The organism is Intrasporangium sp. (genome assembly GCF_032907665.1).
In the GTDB taxonomy this organism is placed as follows: Bacteria; Actinomycetota; Actinomycetes; order Actinomycetales; family Dermatophilaceae; genus Intrasporangium.
In genome coordinates, this window is record NZ_JAJJPG010000070.1 from 1 (window position 1) to 19,309 (window position 19,309).

General features: G+C 71.8%; 17 protein-coding genes. 7 read left to right on the plus strand and 10 right to left on the minus strand.

Annotation, left to right across the window (positions count from 1 at the left end):
- Window positions 1–65: 65 nt before the first annotated feature.
- The 5 genes from LOY02_RS11520 to LOY02_RS11540 all read right to left on the minus strand — a co-directional run bounded on the left by LOY02_RS11520 (window position 66) and on the right by LOY02_RS11540 (window position 7,101).
- On the minus strand, window positions 66–2,294 hold the full coding sequence (locus LOY02_RS11520) for a DUF5682 family protein (protein ID WP_317182502.1): 2,229 nt from the start codon (window positions 2,292–2,294) through the stop codon (window positions 66–68).
- An 18-nt stretch (window positions 2,295–2,312) separates the two neighbouring features.
- Window positions 2,313–3,410: an ATP-binding protein gene (locus tag LOY02_RS11525; RefSeq protein WP_317182503.1), complete on the minus strand. Its 1,098-nt coding sequence runs from the start codon at window positions 3,408–3,410 to the stop codon at window positions 2,313–2,315.
- Complete coding sequence (locus LOY02_RS11530; protein ID WP_317182504.1) at window positions 3,407–4,897, minus strand: DUF5691 domain-containing protein; 1,491 nt, start codon at window positions 4,895–4,897, stop codon at window positions 3,407–3,409. The genes LOY02_RS11525 and LOY02_RS11530 overlap by 4 nt, the downstream gene beginning before the upstream one ends.
- Window positions 4,894–6,234, minus strand: coding sequence for an SWIM zinc finger family protein (locus LOY02_RS11535; RefSeq protein ID WP_317182505.1), 1,341 nt, complete (start codon window positions 6,232–6,234; stop codon window positions 4,894–4,896). The genes LOY02_RS11530 and LOY02_RS11535 overlap by 4 nt, the downstream gene beginning before the upstream one ends.
- A 96-nt stretch (window positions 6,235–6,330) precedes the next feature.
- Window positions 6,331–7,101, minus strand: a complete 771-nt coding sequence (locus tag LOY02_RS11540; protein WP_317182506.1) for a TetR/AcrR family transcriptional regulator — start codon at window positions 7,099–7,101, stop codon at window positions 6,331–6,333.
- A gap of 81 nt (window positions 7,102–7,182) precedes the next feature.
- On the opposite strand from LOY02_RS11540, the gene LOY02_RS11545 reads away from it, so the two are divergent.
- The gene (locus LOY02_RS11545) at window positions 7,183–7,590 is read left to right on the plus strand and encodes a VOC family protein (RefSeq protein WP_317182507.1); all 408 of its coding nucleotides are present in this window, start codon (window positions 7,183–7,185) and stop codon (window positions 7,588–7,590) included.
- An 81-nt stretch (window positions 7,591–7,671) separates the two neighbouring features.
- Here the strand turns inward: LOY02_RS11545 and LOY02_RS11550 are convergent, their stop codons facing one another.
- Window positions 7,672–8,763 (minus strand): alpha/beta hydrolase family protein, encoded by a 1,092-nt coding sequence (locus LOY02_RS11550; RefSeq protein ID WP_317182508.1) that lies wholly within the window; start codon window positions 8,761–8,763, stop codon window positions 7,672–7,674.
- A gap of 94 nt (window positions 8,764–8,857) precedes the next feature.
- On the minus strand, window positions 8,858–9,799 hold the full coding sequence (locus LOY02_RS11555; RefSeq protein WP_317182509.1) for an MBL fold metallo-hydrolase: 942 nt from the start codon (window positions 9,797–9,799) through the stop codon (window positions 8,858–8,860).
- 118 nt (window positions 9,800–9,917) lie between these two features.
- Here LOY02_RS11555 and LOY02_RS11560 point away from each other — a divergent pair, with 118 nt between their 5' ends.
- The 3 genes from LOY02_RS11560 to LOY02_RS11570 all read left to right on the plus strand — a co-directional run bounded on the left by LOY02_RS11560 (window position 9,918) and on the right by LOY02_RS11570 (window position 12,242).
- Window positions 9,918–10,358: a RidA family protein gene (locus LOY02_RS11560; protein WP_317182510.1), complete on the plus strand. Its 441-nt coding sequence runs from the start codon at window positions 9,918–9,920 to the stop codon at window positions 10,356–10,358.
- Window positions 10,359–10,629: 271 nt separating this feature from the next.
- A complete protein-coding gene (locus LOY02_RS11565) occupies window positions 10,630–10,998 on the plus strand; it encodes a YciI family protein (RefSeq protein ID WP_317182511.1) in 369 nt (122 codons plus the stop codon).
- Window positions 10,999–11,006: 8 nt separating this feature from the next.
- Window positions 11,007–12,242 carry an RNA polymerase sigma factor gene (locus LOY02_RS11570; protein WP_317182512.1) on the plus strand — a complete coding sequence of 412 codons (1,236 nt, stop codon included), beginning with the start codon at window positions 11,007–11,009 and terminating at the stop codon, window positions 12,240–12,242.
- 6 nt (window positions 12,243–12,248) lie between these two features.
- Here LOY02_RS11570 and LOY02_RS11575 read toward each other — a convergent pair whose 3' ends face one another.
- The 3 genes from LOY02_RS11575 to LOY02_RS11585 all read right to left on the minus strand — a co-directional run bounded on the left by LOY02_RS11575 (window position 12,249) and on the right by LOY02_RS11585 (window position 15,606).
- Window positions 12,249–13,370: a hypothetical protein gene (locus tag LOY02_RS11575; RefSeq protein ID WP_317182513.1), complete on the minus strand. Its 1,122-nt coding sequence runs from the start codon at window positions 13,368–13,370 to the stop codon at window positions 12,249–12,251.
- A gap of 197 nt (window positions 13,371–13,567) precedes the next feature.
- On the minus strand, window positions 13,568–14,725 hold the full coding sequence (locus LOY02_RS11580) for a GNAT family N-acetyltransferase (RefSeq protein ID WP_317182514.1): 1,158 nt from the start codon (window positions 14,723–14,725) through the stop codon (window positions 13,568–13,570).
- 254 nt (window positions 14,726–14,979) lie between these two features.
- Window positions 14,980–15,606: a TetR/AcrR family transcriptional regulator gene (locus LOY02_RS11585; protein ID WP_317182515.1), complete on the minus strand. Its 627-nt coding sequence runs from the start codon at window positions 15,604–15,606 to the stop codon at window positions 14,980–14,982.
- Between the two features lie 108 nt (window positions 15,607–15,714).
- Between LOY02_RS11585 and LOY02_RS11590 the strand changes: the two genes are divergently transcribed.
- The 3 genes from LOY02_RS11590 to LOY02_RS11600 form a co-directional block, all read left to right on the plus strand.
- On the plus strand, window positions 15,715–17,169 hold the full coding sequence (locus tag LOY02_RS11590) for an MFS transporter (protein WP_317182516.1): 1,455 nt from the start codon (window positions 15,715–15,717) through the stop codon (window positions 17,167–17,169).
- A 31-nt stretch (window positions 17,170–17,200) separates the two neighbouring features.
- On the plus strand, window positions 17,201–17,821 hold the full coding sequence (gene wrbA, locus LOY02_RS11595; RefSeq protein ID WP_317182517.1) for an NAD(P)H:quinone oxidoreductase: 621 nt from the start codon (window positions 17,201–17,203) through the stop codon (window positions 17,819–17,821).
- Between the two features lie 61 nt (window positions 17,822–17,882).
- Window positions 17,883–19,309: flavin-containing monooxygenase (locus LOY02_RS11600; RefSeq protein WP_317182518.1), on the plus strand; the 1,427-nt coding region annotated here is incomplete at its 3' end.

Sequence of the window (19,309 nt, forward strand, 5' to 3'; positions counted from 1 at the left end):
CACACCCAACAACGACGCCAACACCCCGACTGGAACGACCCCCCACCCTTCTGAGGGCGGCGGGCTCACGTGGTCACGGACAACCCGAGGAGCCGGGCCACGGCAGCGACGGCAGGAGCCGCTCGATCGAGGTCGATGGTCGCGCCCTGGTGGGAGGTGGCCGAGCGGTTTCCCCGGCCGAGGTTCCTCAGGTGGTTGCCGATCTGCTGGCGCTCCGCCGGCTGGTACTGCGAGAAGGTCCGTCGGATCAGCGGAAGCAGGTCCTCGAACGTCTCCTCCGGGACCGACGAGAGCCATTCGTCGACGATGGCGAGCAGCTCCTCGGTGTGGAGCAGGAGCAGTGCCTCCCCGGCGAGGAAGCCGTCCAGCCACGCTGCGGCTGCCGGTCCCGCCACGGCCTGCGAGAGGTGCCGCGACAGCCGTGCGGCCGCGGTCGAAGCATCGATCTCACCCGCATCGAGCAGCAGCCGGGTGGCCCGTCCTGACACGGCGCCGTGGATCCGGTCGTCCGAGGCGACTGCGGCGAGAGCCCCATGCCACGGGGTCCGCAGCTCCGGGAGGTCCATCAAGGCCACGCCGCGGTGCGCCGCCTCCATGGCAGCTCGCATCGCTGCGGCCCCGTCGTCGTCGAGGCTCGCACACGCAGCGCGAAGGCCGATCGACGATCGGGTGACGACGGCGGCGAGGAGGTGCGCGACCTCGCCGACGTCGACACCGCGAACGTCGCCGTAGCGGCAGGTGCGGGCCAGCGGCTCGACCGTGCCGAGCAGCGAGAGAGTGTCGTGCTGTCGCGCAGTGCGGTCGGAGAGCGTCGCGACGACGGACCGGAGCGCGGTGGGCAGGTCAGCGAGGAGGCACTGCTCGATGAGCCCGCTCAGGGTGGAGAGGTCGGGCGCCTGCTCGCCCTGCTCGGCCACCCGCGCCTCGGCAGCGGAGAGGACGGTGTTGCCGTAGAGGCTCGCCTCGATGACGGCGACGGCGAGCTCGGGGTGCCACTCGAGCTGCCAGGCCTCCTTGAAGGTGCCGGTGGTGCGCCCGGTGTCGACGCGCTCCCCCCAGTCGATCCCGAGCAGGGCGAGGCGGTGCAGCAGCACGGACCTGGCGAGCTGGGCTTGCCGCCGGAGGTCGAGCTCGACGATCGTCGCCGTGGTGCTGGGCTTGAGCCGGAGGGACCGCTGCAGCGTGGCGAGGTCGGCGGCGAGCGGCACCATCGGGGTGGAGTCGGGGACGCGTCCGAGCTCCTCGCCGACGACCAGCTTGCGGTCGATGAGCCGCAGCGGCAGGTCCGAGCCCTCGGTGAGGGTCGCCCGGGCGGCGTCGGTCAGCTCACTCAGCCCCACCGAGGGCCGGCCCCGGACCGCGGCGAGGGCTTCGGCAAGGCGGGTCGCCTCGACAGCCGAGGCGGGCGAGACGTCGAGCTGCTCGTCGCGCAGCGACCTGGCCACGCGGACGAACCAGGACGGGACGACGGACTCCTCGGGCGTCACGAAGAGGTGCTGGTACCAGCCGGGGGACCGCACGCCGGCACCGTAGCCCGACGCGTAGGCGAGCTTGGCCGCGGACCAGGGAACCCAGGTCGCGGCGACCTTGGTCCTGGGCAGCTTGGCGAGCATGGCGTTGTCGCTGGCCACCGTCGGGAAGGTGGCGGGGTCGAGCGCGGGGGCGTGGTAGGCGCCGCAGACGACCGCGATGCGCTGCGCGCCTGCTCGCTGAGCCTTGCGGATGGCCCTGCGCATCGCGGCCTCTCGCTGCCGGTTCTCCACGTCGTCGTCGTGGTCCCCGGCCGCCCGAACCTCGGCCATCGCGTTGCTCAGGTGGCGAAACTGCTCGAGGCTGGAGCTGCGTCGGTGCTCGACGACGTCCTCCCACCACCGTTCGGGGTCGTCATAGCCGGCGGCACGGGACAGCATGGTGAGCGGGTCCACGCGAGTGCCACGGTCTCGGGGGCGCTCCGACGACAGGGCGAGCGCATGCGTGGCCGGGAGGTCCGCGAATCCCACGGTGACCCCGTGCGCGACGGCCCAGCGCAGTGCGACCCACTCCGGTGAGAACGTCGCGAAGGGGTAGAAGGCCGACAGCCGTGGTGTGTCCACGGCATAGACGAGGCCCGCGACGGGAGGCACGAGGTCGGGGTCGCCGGCGAGGGTGATGAGCGAGTCGAGCTCGGGCGGTCCCTCGATGAGGATCCGGTCGGGATCGAGCTCGTCGAGCGCTGCGAGCACGGAGCGGGCCGACCCGGGCCCATGGTGGCGGATCCCGAGGATCGCGACCCGCGGGGCCGACTCGGCTGTCACTGGGCCATCACCGCACCGTCACGTCAGCTCGCGGCAGGCCCGGTAGAGGTCGGCCCAGTCGCGCCGGTCCTTGACCACCGTCTCGAGGTACTCCTGCCAGACGATGCGGTCCTGGACCGGGTCCTTGACGATGGCCCCGACGAGCCCCGCGGCGACGTCGTCCGCGCGCACGACGCCGTCCCCGAAGTGCGCCGCGAGGGCCACGCCGTTGGTCATGACCGAGATCGCCTCGGCCGTCGACAGGGTGGCCGAGGGTGACTTGATCGTCGTGCGCTGGTCGGCCGTGACGCCGGACCGCAGCTCGCGGAAGACCGTGACGATGCGCTGGATCTCGGCGAGCGACTCGAGGCCGTCGGGCAATTCGAGGCTCCGACCGAGCGCAGCGACGCGGGTGCGGACGATCTCGACCTCCTCGTCGAGGGTGTCGGGCAGGGGCAGCACGACCGTGTTGAACCGGCGCTTCAGAGCTGAGGAGAGGTCGTTGACCCCCTTGTCACGGTTGTTCGCCGTGGCGATGACGTTGAAGCCCTTCTGCGCCATGACTTCCTCGTCGAGCTCGGGGATGGGCAGGTGCTTCTCCGAGAGGATCGTGATGAGCGCGTCCTGGACGTCGGCCGGGATCCGGGTCAGCTCCTCGATCCGCACGAGCGAACCCTTCTCCATCGCCCGCATCACGGGGCTGGGCACGAGGGCCGCTCGCGTGGGGCCCTCGGCGAGCAGGCGGGCGTAGTTCCAGCCGTAGCGCAGCGCCTCCTCGGGCGTTCCGGCCGTGCCCTGGACGACGAGGGTCGAGTCCCCGCTGATGGCCGCGGCGAGGTGCTCACTGACCCAGGTCTTGGCGGTGCCGGGGATGCCGAGGAGCAGGAGTGCTCGGTCGGTCGCCAGCGAGGCGACGGCCACCTCCATGAGGCGTCGCGAGCCGAGGTACTTCGGCGTGATCTCGGTGCCGTCGTCGAGGGTTCCGCCGAGCAGGTAGGTCGTCACGGCCCACGGCGACAGGCGCCATCGCGGTGGGCGGGGCCGGTCGTCGGCGGCTGCGAGGGCAGCGAGCTCGGCAGCGTTGGCGTCCTCCGCATGAGCGCGCAGGATCGCTGTGGTGACGGGGGACTCGGTCATCGGAAGGCCTCGCTGATCGATCGCTTGACGGAGTGGAACTGGAGCAGGGTGCGCAGCTGGGTGGCCACCGCTGTGTCGTCGCGGTCGCGGGCGAGCCACGCCTCGAGCGCGGGCAGAGCCTCGTGGTGCAGGCCGGCGAGCAGCTGGGGCATGGCCTGGGCGAGAAGGAGTCCGGGGGCCTTCGCGCTGTCGAGACGGGTGAGCACCCCGAGGCTGAACTCCGCCGACCAGGGCGGCGGGACCGCCGCGAGCAGGCTCGCGGGTGAAGCCTTGCGGTCGGCGGACAGGCGCGCGAGGACCACCGCCTCCCGGTCTGCGCGCGCGAGGGCCGGAACGAGCGTGGGGTCCCACATGTGGGCGAGCACCGCTGCCGCCCAGACCGGGTCGTTTCGGAGACGTGCAGCCTGCCGTATGCCGCTGAGTGCGTCGGTGTCGGAGAGCCGGCTCACCGTCGTGGCCGGGTCCCACCCCGTCACCTCTTCCCACACGTCGAGGGGCGCGCCGGCGACGATGCGCTCGAGCCACCAGCCGTGGGCGGAGCGCCGTGGGGGCGGCTTGCCGAGGCCGTCGCGCACGCCCGCGGCGTCGGGTGGGTGGGGGAGCGTCACCTCGAGGGCACGCCCGCGACGACCCTTGGTGTGGATGAGCGGCCGTAGGCGCGCGGCCATCCGCTCGGCTCGGCCCGACGTGGGCAAGGCGTCGAGCAGGCCCGCGGCAACGCCGCGCACGCTGGCTGCCCGGTCGTCGAGCGCGCGTTCGAGGAGGTTCTCGTCGTCCGGTCCCAGACCGACGCGGAGTGCCTCGAGGTGGGCGGCCCGGTCTCTGGCGCTGTCGGACCTCCACGTGGACTCGACGAGCGCGCGGGCAGCGGCTGGGTCGTCTGCGCGGACGAGTGCCAGGACGGGGAGCCGCTCCGACGACGGAACCTGCGCCCAGTCGACCTCGACATGCTCGGCGGCAGCACTGCGGGCGGTGGCGCCGGCAAGAGCATCGGGCACCCAGGACCAGTCGGGGCGCTGGCTCGCGAGCCACTCGCCGCGGTGGTCGAGCACCGCGGCTGCCGGTACTCGCAGCTCGCGGGACGCGGTGGCGAGCTCGAGGACGGTCGGGAGCAGCGCATGCGGCACCCGTCGGCGCGCGGCCGCGGCGCTCCGGAGCCAGTGCACGAGCAGGCCGTTGCGCTGCTGGACCCCGGCCGGCGGGTGAGTGAGCACGAGCTCCAGCAGCTGCACGGCGAGCCGACCGGCGGGTTCTCGCGCATCGGGTGGGGCGGGTGGTGACGGGGTGAGGCGCTCGGCGCGCCGACCGGCCCGCAGGGCGGCAGCTCCGAGCGCGGCCGACGTGAGCAGTGCCTCCTCCGCCCTCGTGTCCGGATCGAGGGCGATCGGGGTTGCCCCGAAGACGGGCAGCGGCGGCACTGGACGTCGGGCCGTCCCGACGAGCGCCGCGGAGCCGAGGTCGTGCCACCACGAGTCAACGGCCGTCACAGCGACACCAGCTCCCCGTCGACGACTGCCGACAGGGGCCGCACCCGCCGCCCTTCGAGCTCGGCGAAGACGTCCGTCGGGTGCCCGCCGGTGAGGGCCAACAGCGGCCAGACCGGGCTGTCCCCGGCGACGCGCAGCGCCTCCCCGGCTTCGTCGACAAGGGCGGCGCCCGCGCGGCCGCTGTCGTCGAGCACCGTCGCGCGGACCCCGCCCAGGGCGACGGGCACGCGCCAGGCCCACGGGTTGACGGCCCAGGTGGCGGCGGCCGTGGCGAGGGCGGCGTCGATCGAGTCCGGGCGCGGCAGCTCGCCCCTGAGGTCTGTCATGCCGGGATCGTCGACGAAGAGCGCCCGACGCACCCCCGTGCCGGGGTATCGGGCCAGCGTCGCGTCCAGCACGGACCCGACGACCCGGGCCATCGGCAGCACCTGTCCGCCGGCCGCGAAGTCCAGCACCTGCACGGTCTCGTCGCACGCCGCTCCGTGCAGCCAGGTGCGCTGCTGCTGCAGCCGGCCGTCGTCGGTGCGATGCGCCCCGAGGACCGTCCACCGGTCGGTCACCGAGTCGCGATCCCTCACCGACTGCGTCGGGACCGACCACCCGATGACCGCGCGGAGGTCGCCCATCGCATCCTCGTCTGCGGAGTCTCGCAGCGACCAGGCTCGCGTCACGGTCCACCACCGGCCCATCGCGGAGAGGAGATGCTCCGCCCAGTCCGACCGGCTGCTCACGTCCGAGGCCATCGACCTGACCTGGTCGGCGAGACCGGGCAGCTGGGCGTCGACGAGCCGCGCGCCGGCCGTGTCCCACCAGGCGTAGGGCTGGGACCGCACGCTCGCCGTGCCGCTCCGGGCGAGGTCACCGAGCCAGCGGGCGAAGTCGTCCATACCGCCGGTCATCAGACCGAGGCGCTCCTCCAGACGCTTCGCCTGCCCCGCGGGGTCGGGGGAGCGCTCCGCGCGTGCTCCCCCCGCGGCAGGGTCAGCGGCGCGGCCCGCTCCCCTCGCCGCCCGTTCGGCCGCCCACTCCGCCGCGAAGCCTGCGGGTTCGGCCGCGTCCCGGACCGAGCCGGACGCCTCGACCCAGAGCATGAGCAGCGCCAGACCGTGCTTGCACGGCAGCTTCCGGCTCGGGCACGTGCACTGGAACGCCGGCCCCGTGAGGTCCACGCTGACCTGGTAAGGGGTCTTGCCCGAGCCCTGGCACTTGCCCCACACGAGGGTGTCGGTCGACCCGGTGTCGGACCACGGGCCGGGGCGCGCGAGCCTGCGCGCGGCCGCGAGCGACGAGGCGTCGGGGGCCAGCGCGGACACCTGCTGCACGGTCCATCGAGTCATGACCCCGACATCATGACCCACGGATCCCACAGAGCCGAGCCCACCGGATCAGCCGGGACCGCACGAGCCGGCCGAGCCGACCTGGATCGGCGTGAGTCAGCGGTCGATGAGAGCCGCGAGCCCGTCGAGGGTCCGCGCGAGGCCGAAGCGCCACGCATGCTCCGCACTCCAGGACGCCCCGTGGGCTTCGCCGGCTGCGGCCCCCACCCTGACCGCCCTGGGGTAGGCGGCCGGGTCGAGGACCCGCTCGAGGAGGGGCTGGTTCGCGGCCCACCAGGCGGCGTCCGACATCGCTGTGTCGGTCGTGGCGCGGGCTGCGTCGTGAGCAGCCCTCGCGTGGCCCTGGACGAAGCCGAGGAGGTGGGCGAGCGCGGCGTCGGTCGTGACCTCGTCGAGCCCGGTGCCGTCGAAGGCGGCGAGCTCGTGCTCGTACTTGGCCATCAGCCCCGGGCCCAGCGGGGGGCGGCTGAGGACGGCGACCTCCGTGAGCCACGGATGCTCGGCGAGGAGTGCACGGTTGTCCTCGGCGACGCGCTCGAGGCGGCGCCGCCAGGTGCGGTGTCGCCACGGCGGGCGCGGCATGCGGAGGTAGAGCAGGTCGACCATGAGATCGAGCAGCTCGGCCTTGCCGGGCACGTAGGTGTAGACCGCCATCGTCGACAGGCCGACGCGACGGGCCACGGCCCGCATCGTCACGGCCGGGAGGCCCTCGCCGTCCGCGAGGCCGACCGCGGCCTCGACGACGGCGTCCACGCTGACGCTCCGACCCGGTCCGCGCCGACCCACACCGGCCGTCAGCCCGGGGTCGCGCCACAGCAGGGCAAGGGTACGGCTCGGCTCACCAGCGCCGGTCGAGATGTCGGCCATGGGAACCATGCTGTCATCAAATAAGTTGTACGCTGTACACCGTACGGTGTACAGTGTTGATCTCCACTCGAAAGGAACTGCATGAACATCACCGCTTCAGCAATCTCCCTCAACGTCAAGGACGTCGACGCGTCCGCGGCCTGGGCCAAGGCACACCTCGGGTTCACCGAGGACATGGCGGCCGAGGGCTTCTGCTCCCTCAGCCACCCGAAGGCCGGCTTCAACCTCATCTACCTCGCGACGGGTCTGTCGACCTTCAAGCCGTCGTCCGCCGCCGGGCCCGCGGACGGACTGCTCGTCGTCTTCACCGTCGACGACATCGATGGCGAGTACGCCCGCCTCCAGTCCGAAGACGTCACGATCGTCACGCCGATCGAGACCGAGCCGTGGGGTGAGCGGTACTTCCAGATGACGGATCCGAACGGCGTCGTCTACCAGCTCGTCCAGTGGGTCGAGCCGACCGACCCGCAGTACGCGACCCAGCAGTAGCAGGAGTGAGCGGTATGCCGCTGAGCCGGCTCAGCGGCATACCCTCACCTGGGGTGTGGTGCCCTGGACCCCGGGAGCCGGTCAGCCGAGGTTCGCGTCGAGGAAGGACTCGGTCCGGCGGATCGACAACGGCCACTGCGACGTGAAGGTGTGCCGCTGCCCTTCGTAGACGTGGTAGGTCACCTTCTTGCCGGCCCGCTTCAGAGCCGCAACGGTCTCCTCCGACCACGCGATGGGACAGCTCTCGTCCGCCGTTCCGTGGTGGATCATGATCGGGTCGGTGACCCTGTCGAAGTACGTGCGGGGGCTCATCAGGGCCCAGGTGTCGGGCTGGCGCTCAGGTGCGCCAAGGCGCCTCAGCACGGCCCGCGCATCGCTCTCGCGGTCGTTGTCGCGGCGCACCCACTTGTTGAAGTTGTCGACCGTGTCCGAGCTGACCGGGGCGTAGGCGACGGCCGCCGTGAAGAGACCGGGCCTCGCGACCACGGCGGAGTAGACGACGCCGCCACCCATCGACCGGCCGATGATGCCGATGCGGTCCGGGTCGACGGACTCGAACTGCTGCAACGCGAGTCCGGCGTTGACCGCATCGACGGCGTAGCCGATGCGCAGGTTGGTGCCGTTGTCCGGGTCGTCGCCTGACTGGGCGTGGTTGCGGTAGTCGATGTGCAGCGTGACGTAGCCCTGCCTCGCCAGGTAGTCGCGCTCGCGAAGCATCGTCGCGCCGTTGGTGTACTCGTCGATCGGCACGTAGCCGTGGGCGAGGACGACCGCAGGGAACGGGCCCCGGCCACGGGGGATGTTGATCCGGCCCGAGATGGTCAGCCCGTCGCCCTGGTAGGTCGCGTAGTACTGGCGGTAGTCGCTGGTGCTGCCGCCCTCGCGTCCGAGCCGCAGGTTGCGCCCGTCGAAGTCCGTGTCGATGAGGGCCTGGATGGATGCCGGGTCCGGCGGCTCCGTCGTCGTGGGCGTCGAGGCGGGGGTGTTCTGGGTGGTCGGCGTGGTCGGTGCTGCCTCCGTCGTCGGGGTCGCAGCGGTGGGTGTCCCCGCGGCCGTGGGCGAGGCAGTCGCCCGACTCGTGGTCGTCGTCGAGCCGTCCCCGGTCGCGCCGGTGCACGCGCCGAAAGCCAGCACGGCCGTCAGCGAGATGGCGAGCGTGGCGCCCCTTCCCATCCATCGAGTGTCACTCCCCTGACCGCCAGAGCCAAGCGGGGGCACCGTCCGAGTCCAAGCCGTGACCTGCCCATGACCGGCAAACCCGACGCGCTCAGGCCAGTCGCCGCCACGGGTCCTCCGGGACCCAGATGCGCGGCAGCAGCAGCTCGACACCGTCGCGCTCCGCCAGCTGACGGAGCAGCCCGAGCGTGACGTCGAGGTCGTCCCCCGCGTAGGGCAGGGCGACCAGGGGCTCGTCGAGCGGACGGAAGAAGTCGTCCCAGTGGATGAGGACCACACGACGGGCCCCCACCGTGCGCACCGTCTGCTGCCAGTAGTCGCGGATGTAGGAGGCCGTCTGCAGGCCGAGCTGCCCGACTCCGAGGTAGGCGACCTCGGCCTTGTGGCCGGCGAGGGCACCGTGGACGAAGCCCGCACTGCCCTGGATGAGGACGGAGCGAGATGGGCGGGGGCCAGCTCCGTTGTGGCGCAGGATGATCGACCAGGTCTCTCCGCATCGGTAGGCGGACGCGCGGACCGGTGGCTGCACCGGGTCGTCGATGCCGCCCGGGTAACGGTCCGGCGGGCAGTGCGCAGAATGGACGTGCGTGATGCTGAAGGACCCGAAGCGGGTCGGCTCACCGGGAGTGACGAGCCGGATCCGCTCCCTCGCCAGCCCGGCTCCGCGCCCGACGTAACCGGCCGATCGGCCACCGACGAGGACGGCCCCGGTCCGCTCGGCGACGACCCCCGAGTCGAGGGCGTGGTCGTAGTGGGTGTGGACGGGAAGGACCGCATCGAGGTGGTCGATCCGCGCGCGGCGGAGCGCGGTGTCGATGCGACGTCGGTGCGGGGCCACGCGCCACGCGCCGACGCGAACCAGGCCCGGCCGCGAGAAGAAGCCGTCGGTGAGCAGCCCCGTCACGCCATCCGTGACGTGAAGCGTCGAGACGCCGAGGAAGGTGATCCGAAGCGCTGAGTCCGGCTTGGCGGTGGGAACGGAGAAGAGCTCGTCGTAGGGCGCGAGGTCGGGACGGCCACGTCGCAAGCGCATGCGGGAAGGCTAGTGCGCTGGTGGCGGTCAGTCGCAGCGGGGCTCGTAGCTCACGTTGGGTGATGGGGGGTGAGACGTGCGGACCGTTCCTGTCCTGTTTCCCCCCTACGTTGACGACATGAGTTCACAGAGCACTCCCACGCCCCAAGCCCAGCGCAGCGACTCGATCCAGCTCCTGTCGCCGGCAGGTCTCGTCGCGAGCCCCGCCTTCAGTCACGTCGCCGTCATCCCGCCCGACGCGACGACCATCCTCGTCGGCGGCCAGAACGGCGTCGACGCGACCGGTGCCGTCGTCGGTCCCGACACGGCCGGCCAGACCGGTCAGGCCATGACCAACCTCGAGACAGCGCTCGCGGCCGCTGGGGCGACGATGGCCGACGTCGTCAGCATGACCCTGCTCCTGGCGGAGGAGGCCGACCTCGGTGCGGGCTACGCCGCAGCGAGGCCGTTCCTCGACCAGTGCCCCACGCCGCCGCTCATCACCGCGGCGCGAGTGCGGTCCCTGACGGTGCCCGGCGCCCTCGTCGAGCTGTCGGCCGTCGCGGCCGTCGTCCGCTGACCTGAGCCGGCATTCGGGGCCACTCGACCCATCCCTCCCGTCGAGTGGCCCCAAACGTCCACTCGAGTGGCCCCAAACGCCCACTCGAGTGGCCCCAAACGCCCACTCGAGTGGCCACGAATTCGGGGCCACTCGACGAGGCCCTTCCGTCGAGTGGCCCCGGAATCCACAATTTCGGGACACGACGTGTCGTGCACGACGACCCGGTGACGACCACCAGTCACCGGCTCCACCCCGGAGCCCCGAGCCACCGAAGGTGAGGAAGCACAAGATGAAGTACCTGATCCTGATGCAGGTCGACCCGTCCGTCCTCGAGTCCCTGACCGAGGAGCAGGGCCAGCAGATCCAGCAGGGGCACGGCGCGTTCATGGCTGCGACGAAGCAGTCCGGCGAGTTCATCGGCACGCAGGCCCTGGCCGACCCGAGCCAGTCCAAGGTGATCCGGTCCCGTGAAGGGCGTCCCGAGGTCACCGACGGCCCGTTCGTCGAGGCCAAGGAGTTCATGGGCGGGTTCTACCTCATCGACGTCGAGAACGAGGAGCGCGCGCTCGAGCTGGCCAGGATGATCCCCGATGCGAGCATCGACGGCCTGGCCCTGGAGGTGCGACCGGTCATGTTCTCCGACGGCTTCGAGGGGTGACCGATCCCGTGCCTGTGAGCGAGGACGTGTGGCGCGAGCTCGCGCCGCGCGTCCTCGCGCGGCTCCTGCGAACGTATGGGACCGCCCAGTTCGAGCGGTGCGAGGACGCAGTCCAGGACGCCCTGCTCGAAGCGCATCGGGTGTGGGCGACCGCCCCTCCCGACGACCCGTTCGCCTGGAGCGTCACGGTGGCGCGCCGCCGATACGTCGACCGGGTCCGAGCCGACGCGCGGCGGCGGCAACGCGAGGCGCGCGAGGCACTGCTCAGCGAGCCGCTGGCCGATGCCGAGGGTGGAGGCGTGGACGACAGCCTGCTCCTGTTGCAGCTGTGCTGCCATCCCGATCTGCCCCGGTCGGGTCAGGTCGCCCTGACGCTGCGGGCGGTGAGCGGCCTCAGCACCGCGCAGATCGCCAATGCCTACCTCGTTCCGGAGGCGACGATGGCGCAACGGATCACCCGAGCCAAGCGCCGTCTCGCGCAGCTCGACCTCACGCAGCCGCCCGGGTCGGACGAGGCCGAGCGGATGGATGGCGTGCTCGCCGTGCTCTACGTCATGCTCACCGAGGCGCACCACACGACCGACGGATCGCCCGCGAGCAACCCGCCCCTGGCAACCGAGGCCATCCGCCTCACGCGAATGCTGCATCAGGCCATCCCCGACGACACCGAGGTCGCCGGGCTTCTCGCGCTCATGCTGCTGACCGAGTCGCGACGGCCCGCCCGGATCGGGGACGACGGCGCGCTCGTGCCGCTCGACGAGCAGGACCGCACTCGGTGGGATCGCGAACTCATCGACGAGGCGCTCGGGTTGCTCGACCGCGTCGTCCCCGGCGCCCAGCCGGGCCATTACCTCCTCCAGGCCTGTATCGCCGCGATCCACGCCGCCGCGGCGACGTCCGCCGACACCGACTGGCACGAGATCCTCGCGATCTACCGGCTGCTCGAGCTGCACACCGGAGGTCTCAACCCCACCATCCGACTCAATCGCGCCGTCGCCGAAGCCATGGTGGGCGGACCGGATGCCGGCCTGGCACTGCTCGACCGCCTTGCGTCCGAGCACCCCGGGCTCGCCCGACTGCCTGCCGTGCGCGCACACGTCCTCGAGCGCGCCGGCCGTCACGCCGAGGCGGCGAACGACTACCGGGCCGCCATCGCGGCGACGCGCAGTCTCGCCGAACGCGCCTACCTGCGACGCGCGCTCCGGCGTGCGACGGCCCCTCCCGAGGCGCCCCCTCCCAGCTGAGGACCGTCACGCGAGCTCCAGCCGGGGACCCCGGTGGATGGCCCGATAGACGTCGTTGCGCAGGGCGTTGGCCTCGCGGTCCGTGAGGGTGTGCTCAAGCGGGCGAAGCACGAGGCAAACCACCGCGTTCGACTGCCCCGGCGCGGTCCCGAGTCTCTCCCGGACGTGCACCGGCAGTGCGTCGTGCGGCGTCCGGGCCAGGACGTGGACGGACTCGATGTCGTCGGCCCGGTGGGCCAGGGCCCGCCTGACGAGGTCGCCCAGCTCCTCGTCGTCGGTGGGGTCGTCGATGACCACGGACAGGTCGCGGCGGATCGACGGGAGTCGTGAGACGGGGTGCCACGGCAGGAGATCGACGAGCTGGGCGCGGGCGCGGGGATCGTTGCTGCGTAGGTATCGGATGTCAGGAATCCCTTTGCGCAGCATGAGCGCCCGGTCCAGGCCCATGCCGAGAGCAAGTCCGGACCAGCGGGTCGGGTCCAGGCCGGCACCACCGAGGACGTGGTCGGCGATGAGCCCGAACTCCGCCAGCTCGAGCCACTCCTGCCCGTGGTGGACATCGAGCTGGCGTCCGAGCTCGGTGTAGGGGTGTGGCGAGGGGGTCGCCCGCCACGGCGCGCCCGGGAGCACGGCATCGACGACGGCCTGCGCCAGCTCGTCCAGGTCGGTGGAGCAGACGCGGTGGTCGACGCGGAGCCGCCACAGGTCCACCTGGTGCGGCTCGCCCACATGGGTGCGGTCGATGACGTCCCTGCGATAGACGAGCCCTGGCACCACGATGAGCTCGTCGCGAACGGCGGGAGGGTCCTCGCACGCCCGGGCGCGCAGTGCCGCGGGGATGTCGGCGGACGTGTGGCTGCGAAGCATCGTCGTGGGGCTGAGGTATCGGCTGTAGCGCACGTCCCTCGTGACGTCCTGGGGGGTGAACCCGAGCAGGTCGTAGTTGTCGGCGACGGACACGATCGGCGGGGTGCGAACGGTGCGGACCCGCACGCTCCACGAGCGGGCGAGCGCCTGGACGACGTCGTCGAGCACGAGCTGGAGTGCGTGGTGCCCCTGTGCGGGGTCGGTGAGGTCGCGCAGGCGCAGCGCGCGGTCGAGGTCGTCGGCTGTGAGATGGGTGGGCATGGGTCCTCCGGTGTCGTCAGGGTCGGTTGGAGCGGGATCCCCCCGACCTGACGACGACCGCAGGTCCTACCTGCGTATGAGCACGCGGACGAGCCCGCGGCCGTGGTCCGGCCGGGGGCTCAGAAATCGCGTGGACGTGCTCATGAACTCAGGGTGCGTCGAAACCCGAGACCGGGTCAACGCACTTTCGCGCGGCGTCAGGTGAGGCGCAGGGTCATGAACGTGCTCTCCGGATCGGGCCGGTAGGAGCCGAAGGGCTCGCACTCGGTGAAGCCGTGTCGCGCATACAGCCGCCGGGCCGGTGCGAAGAACTCGGCCGAACCGGTCTCGAGGCTCACCCGGGTCAGCCCGAGGGTCCGGGCCTCGTCGAGGATGGTCCGCAGGATGGCGGAGGCGACGCCCCGGCGGGTCGCGTGCGGGGCGGTCCGCATCGACTTCACCTCGCCGGACCTGCGCCCCAGCCGTTTCAGGGCGCCGACGCCGAGCACACCGTCGTCGTCACGAGCCACCCAGATGGTGACGTCCGGGTGGCGAAGGGCCTCGACGTCGAGGACGTGGGCGCTCTCCGGCGGCGAGACGGCGCGCAGCTGGGCAGCGTGACTGCTCAGCAGGTCGACGACTGCGGGGTCGGAGAGGTCGTCCCGCACGACGCGGAGCGCGCCGCCGACCTCACCCAGGGGTCCGGATGTGGGCATGGCCTCATCGTGCCGAGCGACCGTTTCACCGCTGTTTCCGGCCGGGATCGCACGCGTTGCGGGGAGCACGGTCGCCGCCAGCCGCTCGACGGCGACGCCCAGCACGAGGGCGAAGGCGATGCCGCACAGCGCGCCGAGGGCGGGGTTGTCCTCGACCCAGGTGCCGGCGACGTGTCCCACCCCCACGGAGTAGGTCGCCCAGGTGGCGCCGGCGACGACGGTCAGTCCCGCGAACCGGGCTCGCGGGTACCGGGCTGCGCCCGCGGTGAGGTTCACTGCGATGCGGCCAATGGGGACGTACCGCCCGACGACGATGATGACGGTGCCGCGTCGGTCGAGCTGGCGTCCCGCCCAGGCCAGGGCCGAGGCAAGCCGTCGCGACCTGCCGGCGAGACGATCGAGGCGCCCACGCCGGCCCAGCTCGTAGGCGACGTTGTCCCCGGCGACGGCCCCGACGGCGGCGGCGAACCCGAGCGGCAGCCACGCCGGTTGTCCGGTCGTCGCAGAGGCGGCGGCAAGCGAGATGAGGACGGCTTCGCTCGGGAGCGGGGGGAAGAAGCCGTCGAGGGCGGCGAGCGCGAAGACGAGGGGGATGACCCAGACAGCGCCGGCATGGAGCTCGACGAGGTGGTTGATGCTGTCGAAGAGATCGCCCGGCATGCCACGAGGCTAGGAACGGCCGCACGTGCTCGGCGTCCGTCAGGGGGACCATTCCCCAGCCCGTGCCTACGACTGTGGTCGTACGCCGTTCCGGGCCTCTCGCTCCCGCCTGCACTCCCCGCCACCGCCACACAGGTGCCGTATGCCGCTGGGCTCACTCAGCGGCATACGGCACCTGTGTGGCGGCCTGGGTCGGAGGGTGCGCGGGACGGCGCTGACCCGGGACGCCAGCAATGGGAGCGGGACCCGCCCTCTCAGAGTCTCGTCGGCGACGGCGCCACGTGGGTGAAGGTCGACAGCAGCAGGTCGGCGAAGCCCTCGGCGTAGCGTCGTCTGCTCCACCGGCGAGACACGACAAGTCGCTCCGTGACGTCCCAGGACATCAGCGTCCACAGCAGGTCCGCAGCGCTCTGGACGGTCCATGGCTCTGCGAGCTGTCCCTCGTCATGCAGCCAGGTGGCCAGCCGTGTGCAGCTCGCGAGCCAGTTCCTCATCGTGAGGTTCCAGAGGGCCTCGGCATCGGGGTCGGTGAACCGGGCCCGCTCGATGGCTCGGCTGATGGCGAGGATGCGGGGGTGTGAGCGGGCGATGTGGGCCGCCCACTCCACGAGGGCGCTCCGGGAGTCCGGGGACGCCCACACCCGGGACAGGGAGACCGCCAGGTCCTCGGACTCGCCGAGGTGCCGGTACACGGTCGTGAGCAGGTCGGAGCGCGAGCGGAAGTGCAGGTAGAGGGCGCGAGGGGAGACGCCTGCTGCCTCCGCGACCGAGGCCAGGGTGAGCGACTCGAAGCCCTGCTCCTCGATGAGGCGCCGCGTCGTGCGCAGCAGGGCCTCGCGGGTGCGCCGGCCGCGCGCGTTCTGCGGCTCGTCAATGGGCATGGACCACCTCTCAACTACAGCATCGATGAAGTTTTCCCTTGAGTGTAGGGCGGTGGTGTGCCTACCGTAGAAACTACAGACGAAGTGAAGTTCAGTGAGGCGACCACCGTGACAGTGCAGTCCCCGGGCCACCGTGGCCCACTCACCCACACCACCCGGTCCGGGTGGTGGCTCGTCGTGGCGATGGCCGCGACGACCTACATGGCGATGCTCGACATGACGGTCGTCACCGTGGCCCTGCCGGTCATGACCGACGACTTCGGGGTGACCCCGGCCGTGAGCGAGTGGCTCGTGCTCGCCTACCTCCTCCCCCTCGTCGGGCTCTCGCTCCCCGCCGGGCGCTGGGTGGACCGGGCTCCATGGCGGACCTGCCTGCTGGTCTCAATCCTCGGCTTCGCCGGCTCCAGCGTCCTTGTGGCCACCAGTCAGAGTGCTGCCGCCGCCATCATCAGTAGAGGGATCCAGGGGGCCTTCGCTGCTCTCCTCTTCGCCCTTGCTCCCGCTGTGGCGAGCCGGGCCGTCGCGCCGACGGCTCGCGGGCGGGCGATGAGTGTCATCGCGACAATTGGTCCGCTGGGAGCGATCAGCGGGTACGGTGCCGGAGCGTTGATCGTCGACAGCCTCGGTTGGAGCTGGGCGTTCTACCTCAACGTCCCGATCGCGGCCGCGAGCACTGCAGTCGTGCTCGCGGTGATGCCGGCAGGTCGAGCGCGCCTGAGGCCACCGTCCCGGGACATGGGTGCGGAGGCGGCGCTCCTGCTCCTCGCGGCGGGCGCGCTCCTGCTCGGGCTCTCGTTGGCAGCGGCGGGCGATCTCGCCTGGCTCGCCCTGTCGCTCGCGGCCATCCTGCCCCTAGCGATCTGGACCCGCGGCGGGCCCGGGCGCCAAGCGACGCAGCGCCTCGGCGTGCCGGCGCTCCGGCGGCCGCACCTCAGTCTGCTTCTCGAGAGTGCTGCCTTCGGAGGGGCGACCTTCGCTCTCCCGTTCCTGCTCACCATCGGCAGTCGCGAGTCCGCCCGTGCAGCGGGGCTCACGCTCCTGGCCCTCCCGCTCGCCTCCATCGCGGGAAGCCTGGTCGGGGGAGTGCTCGCGGACCGGTTGACCGCACGGTTCCCGGCAGTGCTCGGCGCTGTGGTCCTCGCGGCCGGACTGGCCGTTCTCGTCCTGGCGAACCCCTCATGGGCACCGGCCGACTTCCTGTGGGGCATCACGGTCGCCGGGGCCGGCGCCGGCTGCTTCGCCGGCGCCAACCAGGCGATCGCCATGACGGCGGCAGCGCCGGGGCAGGCAGCGAGCACCGGCGCGTCGACCAACGTCGCGAGGCAGCTCGGCTTCGCGGTCGGACCGGCCGCGACCACCGGCATCTGGGCCCTGCGTGACTACGCAATGGAGGGGCTGTCCGCTGCGCTCGCGCTCGCGGTCCTCGCCAGCCTGGGGGCGGCCGTCGTCATCGCCCGAGCGGGCACGCCCGACGGGGACGGAGCGCACCCTGCAGGACGCCTACCAGCAGGACTCCCTCCAGCAGAACCTCCCCAACAGCATCGCCACCACCAGACCCCCTGACACCACAACGACAACCTGACAGGAGACACCCATGAGCATCACCCCAGACGTCAACGTCGCCATCGTCTACTACAGCCAGACAGGCATCGTCCATGCCCTTGCCGAGGCCGCCGGCGAAGGAGCGATGAAGGCCGGCGCCGAGGTCCGTCTGCGCCGCGTGCGGGAGCTGGCTCCTGAGGCCGCCATCGACAGCAAGCCCGAATGGCGCCAGCACCTCGATGCCGTCGCCGACATCCCCCTCGCCACACTGGACGACCTCGTCTGGGCCGACGCCGTGCTGCTCGGGACGCCGACCCGCTACGGCAACATCGCCAGCCAGCTCCAGCAGTTCATCGACACGACCGGGCCGGTCTGGCAGCAAGGTCAGCTCTCCGGCAAGGTCTACGGCGCCTTCACGGCGAGCCTGACCGTGCACGGGGGCCAGGAGAGCACGCTCCTCGTGCTCAATCACATCTTCACCCACTGGGGCGGCGTCATCGTCCCGCCGGGATACACCGACCCCATCCAGTTCCAGGTCGGCAACCCCTACGGCGCGTCGGCTGCCTCCGGGGAGGGCGCGCCGGACGGCCTGCACCTCGAGGCGGCCCGCTACCAGGCCCAGCGGATCACGGAGGTCGCCCGGCACCTCAAGCTCGGCCGCGCAGCCGCCTAGCCGAGCACGCGCTCTGGCGCGCCAGGTCCGCGCACCTGGCCCGCCATGCGACGATCCCGCCATGCCCTACCTCGTCACACACCGCGACCTCGCCCCTGCGGTCACCGCGCCGATCCCTCCCGACCCGAGCCTGCCCCAGGCATGCATCATCGGGGCGGGCTCGTCCGGGATCGCCGCGGCGAAGGCCCTCGCCGCGGCGGGGGTGCCGTTCGACTGGTTCGAGCAGGGCCCTGTGGTCGGCGGCAACTGGGTCTACGACAACCCGAACGGCCAGTCGGCGTGCTACGAGACGCTGGAGATCAACACGTCCGGGCCCCGCATGGCCTTCTCCGACTTCCCCATGCCGGCCGACTATCCCCCGTATGCCCGACATGACCAGGTGGCCGCCTACTTCGAGGCCTACATCGACCACTTCGCCCTGCGTGACCGGATCACCTTCAACACCAAGGTGACTCGGGTCGAGCGCACGCCCGTCGGCGTCGAGGGCCCCCGCTGGCGGGTCACCATCGAAGGCTCCGGTCGAAGCGAGACCCGTGGCTATGACGCCGTCCTCGTCGCCAACGGGCACCACTGGGATGCCCGCTGGCCCGAGCCGCCGTATCCCGGCACCTTCGACGGCGAGCAGCTCCACGCCCATGACTTCCGGTCCGCCGAGCAGCTCCGGGATCGCGACGTCGTGGTCGTCGGGTCGGGCAACTCCGCTCTCGACATCTCTGTCGCGGCGGCCGGAGCAGCCCGCACGACCACCCTGTCGCAGCGCCGGGGACAGTGGGTCCTGCGGAAGTTCCTCCTCGGGCGCCCCTCCGACCAGGTCGTCCTGCCCGGCTGGATGCCCTGGTGGGCGACGGGACTCAGGCTGCGTCTCGGGGCCCTGCTCTCCGGCGACGTGTCGCGACTCGGCCTGCCGAAGCCGGCCCACCAGCCGGGCCAGTCCCATCCGGTGCAGTCCGAGCAGATCCGGGCCGTCCTCCGATCCGGTGCGGTGACCCCGAAACCCGGCATCGATCGCCTCGCCGGGGACCGGGTGTACTTCGTCGACGGGACGAGCGTGCCCGCGGACCTCATCGTCTGGGCAACCGGATATCGCGTCAGCTTCCCGTTCCTCGACGCCTCCCTCGTCTCCGCACGGGACAACGAGCTGCCGCTGTGGAAGCGGACCATCCACCCGGACCTCCCCGGGCTCTTCTTCATCGGGCTGCTCCAGCCCGTCGGGGCCGTCATGCCGCTGGCCGAGGCGCAGGGACAGTGGCTCGCCGAGCTTCTCGCGGGCCGCTACGTGCTGCCGCCCGATGAGGAGATCCGTCGACAGCTCACAGCGGAACATGAGCGCAACCGACGACAGTTCTACGACTCGCCGCGCCACACCATGGAGGTGGACTTCGACCACTACCTCTGGGACCTGAGGCGCGAGCGCCGGCGCGGTGCCGCTCGAGCGAGACAGACAGCCAGCCGTATGCCGCTGGGCTCGCTCCGCGGGTCGGCCACCTC